Origin of the sequence: Pseudoalteromonas sp. R3, from assembly GCF_004014715.1 — a bacterium.
Classification (GTDB): Bacteria; Pseudomonadota; Gammaproteobacteria; order Enterobacterales; family Alteromonadaceae; genus Pseudoalteromonas.
Genome location: NZ_CP034835.1, coordinates 1,805,307 through 1,818,599, shown reverse-complemented (window position 1 = coordinate 1,818,599; position 13,293 = coordinate 1,805,307). Strand labels below are relative to the sequence as shown.

The following is a 13,293-nucleotide window of genomic DNA, read 5'->3' as shown; positions in this document are numbered from 1 at the left end:
TGTTACCTCCCTAAAAAGTCAAGTTAACGAACCAGTTCAAATTAACATAGTACGCCTTTTCAATGTCTGGATTATCCATTTTCACTGAAAAGCCGGCATAGTCATTCTTAATACCCAGCTCTACCGCTTCACTGTGTGTTTCATAACCACCAAATAAAGCCCAGCTATCTGAAAAGTGATATGACAGATTTGCCTGAATAAAAGTGTCGTCAATAAATTTACGTGCTTTAAGTTCGGTAGAGAACCTATCATTGATACGGTAGTCGACACCCAGGTAATATCTGGCATCCCGCTCGAAGGTATATTCAATTTCCTGGTCATAGGCCGATGTGCGAAGTCTGACTGAAGGGGTTGTATCTATGCCTCCCTCTCGTTCTGTGAAAGGAATATCTGTCGTAAACCCGTTAACGAATCCAGCCCCTTCATATTTCGTTTCATACATCAGGTCTTTACCAGCAGCCCATACTCGCAGGTCCTTTGTTATTTGCCAGTCGACGGATAGATCAAAGCTGTAGCCGTCACCTTGTGGGTTATCTACCGGAGTAAAAGACTTGAATAACACATCTTTTGAAAAGTAGTATTCAGCCTGGAGTTTACCTTCTACTTCACTACCAAATATGGTGCCGTCAACCTCAGCCTCCTGAAAGTGCGTACTTTTGAAATAGGTAAATTTTGGTGTAACGATCAATTTATTATCGAGCAGAGACAGGTCATAGCTCAGAAAAATGCCGTTGGTTGTAGCCTGACGCCCCCACAAATAATATCGATAATTACGCTGCTCAAAAGGCAGATCATTCTTTTCTGTATGCGTATAGCGTGCAGTGTCAGGATCGAAAGCAAGCAAATAATCGAAGCGACTTTGTGCACCTATCCCTATGCCTTTATATTTCATGCCTAACTCAAATAGGTTATATGTAAAGGCACTGTCACCTTCCGTCAGCGGTCCATCGAAATCTTCAACAAACGCCTTAACCGGCTGTGCTTCAGTGTATATCTCACTGTGAAACTGATGAATTAACTGTATGTCATCAGGAGCTGAAAACGCCTCCTGAGACAAAGGCAAACAACACAGAGAAAGTAGAGGTGTAATTTTTTTAATGTCATAAACTTAACTTCTAAAAAAAAGGGGAAAGGTCACCCTTTCCCCTTTTCAAATTGGCTTACATTAGTTGCTAGACTGACCGATAAAGTCAATGTCCGTATAGTCTACTGACAGGCCTGTAAAGTAATCAACACGGAAGCCGTTTGTAATTTCCTCTACACTACCTACGCCAACTGACTGTTCGGTATCGTTAAATAGTGACACATTGCCGCGCAATGGGCCAGCTTGATCGATAAGACCAACTTTAAACACATAACCGTTAAAGTTATCGATCGATACTGAAGCCATGCCTAGATCGTCGTTATTATCCTCATTGCGAATATCAAAGTGTGCGGTAAACTCCGTGCCTTCGGTATCACCTTTGAGCACAATTGAGGCCAGCTCGGTTGTATCGTCGACGAATAGTGGAGATGGGTTACCTTGCTGGTCAACTGCGGTCAATTCTGAGTGGAAATATCCGTTGAAGCCATATTGACCATCTACAAACTCAACCAAATTAAAGGTTTTGCCATGAGAAATATCAAAGTCTCGTGCGTCTTCTACATTCTGAATACTGCCATCAACATAAAGTACTGAACAAGATGCATTTGGCATTGCAATGGCGTCTATAGCCCAGCGCTCACACTCAGCCAGATCCGGAGACTTAATTTCAACCTTTTGACCAGAGTCAGCCACTAAGTAACCTGACCAGGTAAAGATAATCTTACTCTGCGCACCAGAGTTAACCTGGCCATTCGCTACAATCTTCTCGTCACCTTTGGTATTTTCCAGATTCAGAGCGTAAGTTTCTGTGTTATAACTGTATTTCCAGTCAGGGAAGTTAGGGGCTGTGCCACTATGGTCGCCAGAGTCTAGTCCAGAATCCCAGATGTCTCTCACGACATCATAGATAACTTCACCCGCATTGAATGTGGCATCAGCGCCTTCTTTAGTCACGAAGCTAATGTTAACCAGTTTGTCTGTGCCCTGCATAGCAAGCGCCGTCATTCTGTAATCTTCAATTTGTAACGCCGTGACCCCTTCAAGTCCAGAAATCTCACCAGTTGCTTCGGTAACCAGCTCATTCGACTCATTGATAGCAAGGTCAGCCGCATCGGTTGAGGCATTTTGGTTTTGAGCGAGGGTTTTATAAGTATTTGCAAGCTCTAGTGATGCTTTTGCGGCTGTCTCTGCTGCCTGGAAAGCCGCAATAACGTCTTGCAGGCTAGTTTGAGTTTTAGCTATTTCACTCAATGCAACTTCAGCAGAGGCTTGATCTGTAATCGCAGCAACCGCTGTCATCGCTGTCTGGAACTGCACTTCCATTTCGCCTTTCTTAGCGAATGCTGCCTCTTTACTTGCCCTGGCAGCCTGGAGGCTTTCATCCGACGCTTGCTTAGCAACATCAAGCGTCGCACCAAACTCCGCTATCTTCGCATTGGCAGCAGCAAGTTCTGCGGTAATTTGACCACCCAGTTGATCTTTACGGGCAACCAAAGACGTGACCTTGGTTAACAACCCGCCCGCTTGCGTGAGTGTTGGCTGATACTTAGCATCTAAAGTCACCAAACCAGTTGCAGCAGAAACCAGTTGCTCAGCACCCGATAGTTCACGTACCAACAACTTCCCTAAATTATCGCCCTCTACGTCTGTCGCAACTGCAGCCGTAAACTGGGTATTCAAGACAACAGCAGCACTGCCGTAAGCAATGGCTTTTTCTTTGGTTGCAGTATCAGCAGCCAGTGCTTTTACAGCAGCCAATGACGCAGCAAATTCGTCCAACTGAGCATCGCTACCTGTCAGAGTTTGTTCGCCCGATTCAATACTAGCCAACAGTGAAGCGTTTAAACTATCCAAAGAAGTGTCGCCGTTACCCAAATCGTCAAGTTGGTCGACTACTTTACCAGAGTCATCTTTTAGTTGCTCATCTGACGTCGCTCCGTTTTTAACGGCCTTGTCTTTGGCTGCTTTTGCATCAGCCGCAACCTGATCGACATCAGACTCATCAACACCCGCTTCGATCAACGCGGCTTTAATTGCCTCTTCATCACCTGATACTATCGCGTTTAGTACTTTACCGGCTTTCTTTGTTTCCGTTTTTAACTTGGAAAATATCTGGCTATTGCCCAGGTTACCTTGCTCAACATCACCAGATAGTTCAGCCAATACGTCCGCTACCGTTCTGCTTTCTTTACCGGCCAGAGATTGCAGTGAAGATGCCACTTGCACTAAGACAAGCGCGCCCGCATCTAGCTTCTCAGTTCCATCCACATCAGTAAAGTCAACCACACCACCGAGCGACAAGTCGCTGGCCAGTGTTGCAACCAAGGAAAGATCGCCCACAAGCTGCCCAATTACCTGGATACTCGCTTGTCCTACTGTAGCGGCGTCGATTGCAGACTCTCCGGCAAGCAAAATACGTGCTGCTGTTGAAGTAAATACTGACAAATTCGCTTTGTAAGAACCGTCATCACCATCTGCATATGACGGTGCATTTTTAGCAGTCGCAGCCCTTGCAGCAGTGTTTGCAGAAATCAGTTTGACAACAGACAACTCGATATCGTCTTTATACCACTCACCAAAGTCAACCTTGCCATTGTCATTAAAGACCGAACCATCATTCACTTTAATCGCAGTACCCACGCCACATCCAGCAAATGCATCACACTTAACCAGTGCATCGCCATCTTTAGATGTTTTCACTGTGATATAAAGAGGTCCAGAAAACCCTTCGTCAACAAAGATTTCGTACAAACCTTGTGCCGATGTTTTTAGCTCTGTAGGGTTACCGCTGATTAACTTAGCTTCAGCTTTTTCTTTTGCTTCGCTTTCACTTTCTGCTTTTTCTGTCGCTGACTCTTCGCCAGCAGCTGCTCGATATGCCAGGTCAATCATATTGCCCTGTTCATCCACTGTTTTAACACTAACGGTTGCACCACTGAGGGTTCCCTTAACGGCTTTACCTGATACTGAAACATTAAACTTAGCAGCAACAGTACTTTCAACTTCGGATGGAGCTGGGGGAGGATTAACAGTTGGTTTGCTATCATCACTATCAAATAAGCTACAGCCGGTAAGGCCCAGGCTTAATGCAATGGTGGATGCCACTGGAGTAAATTTATTCATGCGCTTTGCCACTAGAGGTCTCCTTAAATAGCTTGCGTGTTTTTCTTTATTTATTTGCCTATGCGAATGTTTTTGTCAAACGAGACTCTAAGCTAATTTGGGTACTTTAGCCCATCAATATACTCAATACTCTTAACAAAGTCATTGCAAAACACACTTCTTTGTAAACAAATATAAAACGCAAAGGTGAACTTTTCCAACATAGATTTCATTCTTGCGTAGTGTAGAGAGTGAATGTGACATTTTTGACATATTCAGCCTCCCCCGTCAAATCAGCCAGTTTGACTGTCAAACGCCACTCCATCACTGGATCACTACAAGCACCTACCATTACTTCAGCGGACCAAAACTCACCCTGTTGCTGTGTAAAAAAAACAGGGATGGTACCCATATACATTTGGGTACCTTCCAACCAGGCAGACTGTACCTTTATATCGGACGAACTCAGGGCCAGGGACAATTCAAATGGGGTTTCCGGGTGGAGTTTTTTAGCTGAACTCCAAAGCGCTGCTTCACCCTTTTGGCAAGGAGCAGAGGCAATACAATTTAAGGAAGTTTGCGAACTTTCACTTTTTTCTGAACTTTCATGTATAATAGTGGCTGGGTCTGAACAGGCCGTAAGAAAAGTGACTAAAAAAACACCGGTTAATGTGCAAGTTTTCTGCATAATACGAAGTGTGTGACATTGTGAAAAGAAATCCAGTGTAAGTGGAATAAGTCTTTTCGACCAGCTTTGGGCGTCAAGTTTTGCAATTTGTTTTGATATTGCGCAATTCGCGTACTCATTGAACAAGTGACTCGTTCAAAATTTGATTGATGTCATTATTTTAGGTGTTTGTAGTATCTTTTCGTTTGCAAAAAAATTATTATTTCCTTGCAAAAATAAGGGTTTCTCAAGCTGGTTAGAGTTCCGTTCTAAATGGATGTAACTCCAACGGGTTTGTTGAAATAAAAAACAGGGCCTGTATTACAGGTTAATCATTTCTAATCGCATTAATTGCAGCGGAATCCAGAAAATGAGCCAAACAGTAGCATCACAAACTGAGTACAATTATAAGGTTGTACGCCAATTCGCTATAATGACAGTGATTTGGGGCATCGTTGGCATGGGTGTAGGTGTATTTATCGCGGCGCAACTTGCGTGGCCTGCGTTAAACTTCGACATTCCATGGTTAACTTACTCTCGACTTCGTCCGTTACACACGAACGCAGTAATCTTCGCATTTGGTACAAGTGCACTTTTTGCAACATCTTACTATGTTGTACAGCGCACATGTCAGACGCGTCTATTCTCTGACAAGCTAGCCGCTTTCACATTCTGGGGCTGGCAGGCAATCATTCTTTCAGCAGCTATCACACTGCCTCTGGGTATCACATCTTCTAAAGAATATGCTGAGCTTGAGTGGCCAATTGATATCGCTATTGCTGTTGTTTGGGTTACGTATGCCGTTGTTTTCTTCGGCACGCTGATCAAACGTAAAGTGTCTCATATTTATGTTGCGAACTGGTTCTATGCGGGCTTCATTATTACCGTTGCAGTACTTCACATCGTAAACAGCATGGCTGTACCTGTATCTCTCACCAAGTCATACTCTATTTATGCGGGTGCAGTTGATGCAATGGTTCAGTGGTGGTATGGCCACAACGCGGTAGGTTTCCTTCTAACTGCGGGCTTCCTGGGCATGATGTACTACTTCGTACCTAAGCAAGCTGGTCGCCCTGTTTACTCTTACCGTTTATCGGTTGTTCACTTCTGGGCACTTGTTTCTCTATATATCTGGGCAGGTCCTCACCACCTACACTACACAGCTCTACCTGACTGGACTCAGTCTTTGGGTATGGTCATGTCTGTGATCCTATTCGTTCCTTCTTGGGGTGGTATGATCAACGGTATCATGACACTGTCTGGTGCATGGCATAAACTACGTACAGACCCAGTACTGCGCTTCCTGGTTGTTTCCCTGTCTTTCTACGGTATGTCTACCTTCGAAGGCCCGATGATGGCAATTAAATCTGTAAACGCGCTATCACACTACACTGACTGGACTGTCGGCCACGTACACTCAGGTGCACTGGGTTGGGTAGCAATGATTTCTATCGGTGCTATCTATCACCTAATCCCTGCACTATTCGGTCACGCTAACATGTACAGTGTAAAACTGGTTAACACCCATTTCTGGTTACACACAGTTGGTGTTGTTCTGTACATCGTCGCTATGTGGATCTCAGGTGTTATGCAAGGTCTGATGTGGCGTGCAGTTAACTCTGACGGTACCTTGATGTACAGCTTCGTACAATCTCTTGAAGCGTCTAAGCCTTTCTACATCATGCGATTCCTGGGCGGTGTCTTCATCGTGGTTGGTATGCTGGTAATGGCTTACAACGTTTACCGTACTGTGGCAGCTAAGAGTGGTTCTTTGACCACTGACGCTAACACGCAAATGGCTTAAGGGGTGTCGAGTATGAGCAATAATAACTCTACAAACAAACATGAAATCGTCGAAAAGAACGTCGGCCTGATGGCTATCCTGACGGTTTTTGCCATCAGCTTTGGTGCACTCGTTGAGATCACCCCACTGATGTTCCAAAAAGACACCACCCAGCCAGTTGAAGGCCTGCGCCCTCTTACTGCGCTGGAAATGGAAGGCCGTGATATCTATGTCCGTGAAGGTTGCTACAACTGTCACTCACAGATGATCCGCCCATTCCGTGACGAAGTTGAGCGCTATGGCCATTACTCTGTAGCCGGTGAATCTGTTTGGGATCACCCGTTCCAGTGGGGCTCTAAGCGTACAGGTCCAGATTTGGCACGTGTTGGTCAGCGTTATTCTGATGACTGGCATTTTGCTCACCTGATGGATCCTCGCTCTGTAGTACCTGAGTCAAACATGCCTGGCTACCCTTGGCTCAATGAGAATGTATTGGACGGTCAACTAACCGCTAAGAAACTTGAAGTGTTCCGTAATTTTGGTGTGCCTTACACCGATGAGGACATTCAGGGTGCTGAGGCAGCAGTAAAGGGCAAAACCGAAATGGAAGCTCTGATTGCATACCTTCAGCAACTTGGCACACATTTGAAGTAATTTGTTATGGATTACGGCACATACAGAGGCATTTTGACTCTGGTAATTTTAGTACTGTTCATAGTGATTGTTGTGTGGGCATACAGCAAGCGTAGCAAACGCCGTTTTGATGACGCAGCTAATGCCATCTTTGAAGATGAAAAGAAACACAACAACACAATCTCAAACGAGGAAAAGGAGTCTGAAAAATGACTAGCTTTTGGAGTATTTGGGTCATCGTATTGACCTTGGCGTGTCTGGCTCTGATCTTTGGCCTGCTGCTTTGGAACCTGAAAAACTACACAGGTGTTGAAGAAGGCGAAAGTTGTGGTCACGAGTTTGACGGAATCGAAGAACTAAATAATCCACTACCAAAGTGGTGGACTTACATGTTCTTCGCAACATTTATCTGGTCTGTTTACTATCTTGCTGCGTACCCGGGTCTGGGTAACTTTGCAGGCTTTTTGAACTGGACGAGCTCTAACCAGGGCGTGACGTCTCTTGAAGAGTCTAAACAAGCAACGGAAGAAGCCAAAGCAAATGGTCACTGGGTTCAACTCGATAAAGAGTTTGAAGCTGCTGACGAGCGTTTCGGCCCTATCTTCAAAGCGTTTGCTGAGCAAGATATCGAGACACTGGCAAAGGACCAAAAAGCACTTGAAATTGGTCAACGTCTGTTCGCTCAGAACTGTGCACAATGTCACGGTTCCGATGCACGTGGCGCAATGGGCTTCCCTAACCTGGCAGACAATGACTGGTTATATGGCGGTACACCTGACAAGATCAAAGAAACACTACTGCAAGGCCGTGTAGCTGCGATGCCAGGTTGGCAAGATGCACTGGGTGACCAGGGCATCAAAGAAATGACTGCTTATGTACTGAGCTTGTCTGGTCGTAAGGTAAACCAAAAAGACGCCGATGCAGGTAAAGCGAAATTCGCAATGTGTGCAGCGTGTCACGGTATGGATGGTAAAGGCTCTGTTGCCCACAACCTGCCTTTCGGTGCACCTAACCTGACCGACAACATCTGGTTGTATGGTGGTTCTCAACGTGCAGTTGAAGAAACACTACGTCATGGCCGTGCCGGTGTAATGCCAGCGTGGAAAGACATTCTGGGTGAAGACAAAGTACACCTGCTAACAGCTTACGTGTACAGCCTCTCTCAGGAGAAATAATCGAATAGATTATAAGTTTATTTAAGATCAAAAAAGCCTCCAATCGGAGGCTTTTTTTTAGGTATTTACCCCAAATAAGATAGAATATTGCCACTGAAATTAAGCTGTTGAGTCGTTATGAACCCTACTCCCTGGTATAAGAATTTTTGGCCTTGGTTTTTAATGTTTTTTCCGCTGGTTACCATAATTGCCTGCGTATTTTTGGTGATCTTTGCCGTCGGTAATGGTCCGGACATGGTGGTCGACGACTACTATAAAAAAGGTAAAGCCATTAACCTTGAACTCAGCAAATTCGATAAAGCCAAAGCTTTGTATTTACATGGTGATCTTGATGTCAGTGAAGACAGAGTCAGCTTTACCTTCACTAAAGGTGATCACAGTAAGGTCAATGCCCTGAAAGCCTCTTTTTATCACCGCACAGTCAAAAAATATGATTTTGAGGTCACCCTGCTGGCCAATGCCGCAGGCGAGTTTACCGCGATTCTGGATGAACCGCATCGTGGTGCGTTTACCGTGTTTCTTGAACCTATGGACCAGAGCTGGAAGTTAAAAGAGAAACTTCAGCTGCCCACCGCACAGAAAGTCGCCATTTCTCCAGAATATAAGTAGACACTATGACAACCAGTTGTTTTCATTGTCTGGAGCCCGTACCGCCGGGGTTTTCTGCTCACATAGAATTTGAAGGTCAGCCGCAGCCGGTGTGCTGCACTGGCTGTCAGGCGGTCGCCGAAACCATTCTTGCTCAGGGCATGAGCGACTACTACAAATTTCGCACTGACAGTGCAGGCAAGGTAGAAGAACTTGTTCCGGAGCAATTAAAAGAGCTGCTCAGTTACGACAACGCCGATATCCAGCAAGACTTTGTAAGTCAGCAAGGCGAACTGCAAGAGGTGTTACTAAGTGTTGAAGGGATCAGCTGCGCGGCCTGTGCCTGGCTTATCGAAAAACAACTACTTGGACTCAAAGGCATTGCCAGGGTTGATGTCAACACGTCGACACACAGAGCCATGATCCTGTGGCACCCACAACAATGTAAGCTCAGTGATATTATCAAATCACTGCATCAAATTGGCTATAAGGCCTACCCTTTTCAGGCCGATGATGAAGCCGCGCAAAAGCAAACTGTCGCTAAAGCCTATTTACGTCGGCTAGGTGTCGCAGGTCTCATGACCATGCAAGTCATGATGTTCGCGTTTGCCATGTATTTTGGCATGTTTTCCGGTATGGAAGACAATTTCGAACAATACTTCCGCTGGATCAGTTTATTTTTAGCCTCTCCGGTGATCCTGTACTCGGCAATGCCATTTTTGACTAATGCCATCAAAGGCCTCAGAGCTAAGCAGCTCAATATGGACCTGCCCGTCTCACTCGCCATATTTGGCGCATACGCCGCAAGTTGCTATGCAACAGTGATGTCTGTGGGCGAAGTCTATTTTGAATCGATTTGTATGTTCACCTTTTTGCTATTGCTCGGCAAGTATCTGGAGTTCAGAGCCAGGCTGAAAGCCAGTGAGTTTACTGCCAACCTGCAAAAACTACTCCCTCTGACCGCACGTAAACTTCTACCTGATGGCGAGCAGAAAATTGTTGCTGCGAAAAGCCTGCAGCTAAGCGATCAGATTATGATCAAGCCCGGTGAAACCATCCCCGCAGATGGCGTGTTGATCTCAGGCTCGACCACGGTTGATGAATCTATGATGACAGGTGAACATCTGCCTGTTAAAAAGTATCAAACCCACCAAGTCTACGCAGGCACCATCAACCACGATGGCGTTATCACCATTGAAATCAACAAGGTTGGGCAAAACACCCTGCTTAATCAGATCATTAAGCTACAACATAATGCCCTGACAAAACGGCCTAAAATCGTCGAAGTCACTGACAAAGTTGCGCAATGGTTTGTGGCCTGTTTATTAATTTTTGCCTCTATCACTGCAATTACCTGGTATCAGATAGATCCACCCCATGCCTTCTGGGTCACCATCTCAGTTTTAGTCGCAACTTGTCCGTGTGCACTGAGCCTGGCCATCCCAACAGCTTTGACATGTGCTGTTGCTACGCTCACCCGAAAAGGGATATTGATCAAAGAAAGTCATGTGCTGGAAACCGTGCCTAAACTCACCAGAATGGCGTTTGACAAAACCGGTACCCTCACTGAAGGACGCTTCTCGATTGAATCCATCAGCGTGCTTGATACAAGCTGGCAGGAATCCGACGTAATGGCGCTGGCCGTCGCGCTTGAACGCTATTCAGAGCATCCGATAGCCAAAGCTTTCACCGAACAAGTGGTGTCACCCAGGAAGCTGAATGATGTGGAAGTCATCACAGGCAGTGGTGTAAAAGCCCGCTTTGGTCAGCAAAAGGTGGCCATAGGTAAGTCTGCCTGGTTTGGCAATCATAGCTCTTTTGCACAAGCAACGCTGTTCGTGGATAACCTGCCTGTCGCAGATTTTTATCTTGCAGACAAAGTCAGAAATAGCGCGCCTGAGATCATCAGCTATGCACAAGGTCAGGGCCTGAGCTGCCATTTACTTAGTGGAGACAGCTCAAATGCGGTCAAAGATTTGGCCTTAGAGCTGGGATTGGATACCTACAAAAATGCCTGCTCCCCGCAAGATAAACAACAGCAGGTTGAATCCTGGTCGGCACAGCAGCATATTGTGGGCATGGTAGGTGATGGAGTCAATGACAGCCCGGTATTCAACAGTGCACACTTGTCCATTGCAATGGAAACCGGCGCTGATATTTCCAAAAATACGGCTGATGTCGTGTTGCTTAACAGCGACCTTAAATCTCTACAAACACTGCATCAGGTCGCTAAAAAAACCAAGACAGTGATAAAACAGAACCTCACTTTGTCACTCTGTTACAATGGCTCAATATTACCGCTCGCTGCGATGGGACTTGTGCCCCCCTGGGTGGCCGTCATTGGGATGTCTGCGAGCTCGATTCTGGTGATCACTAACTCTTTGAGGTTGCTGAAGCTATGAGTATTATCTATATCCTTATTCCCATTGCGATCTTGTTTGTCATTATCGCAATCGGGGTGTTTTTTTGGGCCGTCAAAAGCGAACAGTTCTCTGATCTGAACAAGCAAGGACACAGCATTCTGTTCGAAGACGACAAAGAGCAACATAATAAAAGTAATGACCGAGATAAGCCTGTTTAGCGCCTTTGTAATGGGCTTGGTCGGCAGCGGCCATTGTCTGGTCATGTGTGGTGGTATTGCATCAAGCCTGCAACTAGCTCAAACCAAGCAGTCGCCGTTTGTAACCGCACTGCTCTATAATCTGGGCAGATTAGGTAGTTATATGGTAGCCGGTGCACTGGTTGCCGGGCTCGGGGGCGCATTTGCCAAACAAAGCACCTTATTTGCGAACATCTTGAATGTGCTAAGTGGCGTATTTATGTTGCTGGTTGGTATCTATGTAATGCGCCTGGCAGCGACCTTAAACTGGTTAGAAAAAACAGGAAAGTGGTTGCTCTGGCAACGCCTGGTGCAACTTAACAAGTATTTACTCCCTGTCGACAATAAGAAAAAAGCGCTGGCATACGGTGCCTTATGGGGCTGGCTGCCTTGTGGGCTGGTCTATTCGGCACTCACCTGGACTCTTCAGGCGGATAGTAGCTTTAACGGTGCGCTTACTATGGCCGCTTTTGCATTGGGCACTTTTCCTGCAATGTTAGCGGTAGGACAAACCGCCCATCTGCTCAATACGTTTTTAAATCATAAAGCTACGCGTATTGCATTAGGTAATATTTTTATTTGGTATGGCTTTTATCTACTAATCATTGCAACAGACAAACTAGTACATTAATCTAGAAGCGGTAATACTATTAGATGAGAGTCATTAAGCTGAGCCGGAGAATGGGAATTTTTTGGCAGTCAATGATCGGTGTGCAATTGTCGTTAATCCCCTTTTAGCCACAATGCCTGCAATAGTAGATAAATATCTGAATAACAGATATTGAAAAGTTCAAGTATTAAAATATGACAGCATCTAATAGAATATCATTAACGTGCGTCATAGATAACGGATTTGTTATGGATTTAAGTAATCGTTCAAAAAGTCAATGTACTATCAGCTGCAACAACTGCAGCATCAGCCAATTGTGCCTGCCCTTCTCTTTAAACGGCAGCGAAATGGATAAGCTGGATGAAATCATCGAGCGCAAAAAACCGCTTCATAAAGGGGACTTTTTGTTCGAATCAGGCAGCGAACTCAACGCTATCTTTGCCGTTCGCTCCGGCTCATTCAAATCTTATACCATTTCAGAACAAGGTGATGAACAAATCACCGGATTCCATCTTGCTGGAGATTTGGTCGGTTTTGATGCCATCAACAAAATGCAGCATCAGAGCTTTGCTCAGGCACTTGAAACCTCTATGGTTTGTGAGATCCCATTTGATACTTTAGATGAACTGGCGGGCAAGCTACCTAAACTCCGGCAACAGATCATGCGCCTCATGAGTAGTGAAATCAACTACGATCAGGAGATGCTGTTATTGCTGAACAAGAAGACAGCTGAAGAGCGTCTGGCAACTTTCATCTTTAATCTGTCTAATCGGTTTGGTGAACGAGGCTTCTCGCGAAAAGAGTTCCGTTTTACTATGACTCGCGGTGAAATTGGCAATTATCTGGGGTTAACCGTTGAAACAATCAGCCGCTTGCTTAGCCGCTTCCAAAAAGCGGAAATTATCAAAGTAGAAGGTAAATTCATAACTATTCTAGATATTGATGAACTAGCCAAGGCCGCTGCAATTTCTCTTTGATCTAAGGCAATTAACGGCCCACTTTTCCTTTATCCCACGACGATTTCGATTACACTGTAAACAGAGTTGAAATCG

General features: G+C 45.3%; 12 protein-coding genes. 9 read left to right on the top strand and 3 right to left on the bottom strand.

Annotated features, from left to right (window positions below; genetic code table 11):
* Nucleotides 1-10: 10 nt before the first annotated feature.
* The 3 genes from ELR70_RS12780 to ELR70_RS12770 all read right to left on the bottom strand — a co-directional run bounded on the left by ELR70_RS12780 (nt 11) and on the right by ELR70_RS12770 (nt 5,000).
* Nucleotides 11-1,063 carry a hypothetical protein gene (locus tag ELR70_RS12780; RefSeq protein WP_241566380.1) on the bottom strand — a complete coding sequence of 351 codons (1,053 nt, stop codon included), beginning with the start codon at nt 1,061-1,063 and terminating at the stop codon, nt 11-13.
* A gap of 102 nt (nt 1,064-1,165) precedes the next feature.
* On the bottom strand, nt 1,166-4,219 hold the full coding sequence (locus tag ELR70_RS12775; protein WP_054013838.1) for a hypothetical protein: 3,054 nt from the start codon (nt 4,217-4,219) through the stop codon (nt 1,166-1,168).
* A gap of 196 nt (nt 4,220-4,415) precedes the next feature.
* Nucleotides 4,416-5,000, bottom strand: coding sequence for a hypothetical protein (locus ELR70_RS12770; protein ID WP_200908185.1), 585 nt, complete (start codon nt 4,998-5,000; stop codon nt 4,416-4,418).
* 223 nt (nt 5,001-5,223) lie between these two features.
* Here ELR70_RS12770 and ccoN point away from each other — a divergent pair, with 223 nt between their 5' ends.
* The 9 genes from ccoN (at nt 5,224) to ELR70_RS12725 (ending at nt 13,218) form a co-directional block, all read left to right on the top strand.
* The gene (gene ccoN / locus ELR70_RS12765) at nt 5,224-6,657 is read left to right on the top strand and encodes a cytochrome-c oxidase, cbb3-type subunit I (protein ID WP_046003240.1); all 1,434 of its coding nucleotides are present in this window, start codon (nt 5,224-5,226) and stop codon (nt 6,655-6,657) included.
* A 12-nt stretch (nt 6,658-6,669) separates the two neighbouring features.
* The gene (ccoO, locus tag ELR70_RS12760; protein WP_054013840.1) at nt 6,670-7,290 is read left to right on the top strand and encodes a cytochrome-c oxidase, cbb3-type subunit II; all 621 of its coding nucleotides are present in this window, start codon (nt 6,670-6,672) and stop codon (nt 7,288-7,290) included.
* A gap of 6 nt (nt 7,291-7,296) precedes the next feature.
* Entirely contained in the window at nt 7,297-7,482 is a 186-nt protein-coding gene (locus ELR70_RS12755) for a cbb3-type cytochrome c oxidase subunit 3 (protein WP_010373992.1), read from the top strand.
* A complete protein-coding gene (ccoP, locus tag ELR70_RS12750; protein ID WP_054013841.1) occupies nt 7,479-8,444 on the top strand; it encodes a cytochrome-c oxidase, cbb3-type subunit III in 966 nt (321 codons plus the stop codon). The genes ELR70_RS12755 and ccoP overlap by 4 nt, the downstream gene beginning before the upstream one ends.
* A gap of 117 nt (nt 8,445-8,561) precedes the next feature.
* Nucleotides 8,562-9,053 (top strand): FixH family protein, encoded by a 492-nt coding sequence (locus ELR70_RS12745; RefSeq protein ID WP_054013842.1) that lies wholly within the window; start codon nt 8,562-8,564, stop codon nt 9,051-9,053.
* A gap of 5 nt (nt 9,054-9,058) precedes the next feature.
* Complete coding sequence (locus ELR70_RS12740; RefSeq protein ID WP_054013843.1) at nt 9,059-11,434, top strand: heavy metal translocating P-type ATPase; 2,376 nt, start codon at nt 9,059-9,061, stop codon at nt 11,432-11,434.
* Nucleotides 11,431-11,613, top strand: coding sequence for a cbb3-type cytochrome oxidase assembly protein CcoS (gene ccoS, locus ELR70_RS12735; RefSeq protein ID WP_054013844.1), 183 nt, complete (start codon nt 11,431-11,433; stop codon nt 11,611-11,613). Before ELR70_RS12740 ends, ccoS begins: the two co-directional genes overlap by 4 nt.
* Nucleotides 11,591-12,262: a sulfite exporter TauE/SafE family protein gene (locus ELR70_RS12730; protein ID WP_054013845.1), complete on the top strand. Its 672-nt coding sequence runs from the start codon at nt 11,591-11,593 to the stop codon at nt 12,260-12,262. Before ccoS ends, ELR70_RS12730 begins: the two co-directional genes overlap by 23 nt.
* A gap of 227 nt (nt 12,263-12,489) precedes the next feature.
* Nucleotides 12,490-13,218: an FNR family transcription factor gene (locus tag ELR70_RS12725; protein ID WP_054013846.1), complete on the top strand. Its 729-nt coding sequence runs from the start codon at nt 12,490-12,492 to the stop codon at nt 13,216-13,218.
* Nucleotides 13,219-13,293: the final 75 nt, after the last annotated feature.

Coding starts and splice junctions, on each gene's coding strand:
- ccoN (WP_046003240.1), top strand. CDS start 5,224: ATGAGCCAAACAGTAGCATCACAAACTGAGTACAATTATAAGGTTGTA.
- ccoO (WP_054013840.1), top strand. CDS start 6,670: ATGAGCAATAATAACTCTACAAACAAACATGAAATCGTCGAAAAGAAC.
- ELR70_RS12755 (WP_010373992.1), top strand. CDS start 7,297: ATGGATTACGGCACATACAGAGGCATTTTGACTCTGGTAATTTTAGTA.
- ccoP (WP_054013841.1), top strand. CDS start 7,479: ATGACTAGCTTTTGGAGTATTTGGGTCATCGTATTGACCTTGGCGTGT.
- ELR70_RS12745 (WP_054013842.1), top strand. CDS start 8,562: ATGAACCCTACTCCCTGGTATAAGAATTTTTGGCCTTGGTTTTTAATG.
- ELR70_RS12740 (WP_054013843.1), top strand. CDS start 9,059: ATGACAACCAGTTGTTTTCATTGTCTGGAGCCCGTACCGCCGGGGTTT.
- ccoS (WP_054013844.1), top strand. CDS start 11,431: ATGAGTATTATCTATATCCTTATTCCCATTGCGATCTTGTTTGTCATT.
- ELR70_RS12730 (WP_054013845.1), top strand. CDS start 11,591: ATGACCGAGATAAGCCTGTTTAGCGCCTTTGTAATGGGCTTGGTCGGC.
- ELR70_RS12725 (WP_054013846.1), top strand. CDS start 12,490: ATGGATTTAAGTAATCGTTCAAAAAGTCAATGTACTATCAGCTGCAAC.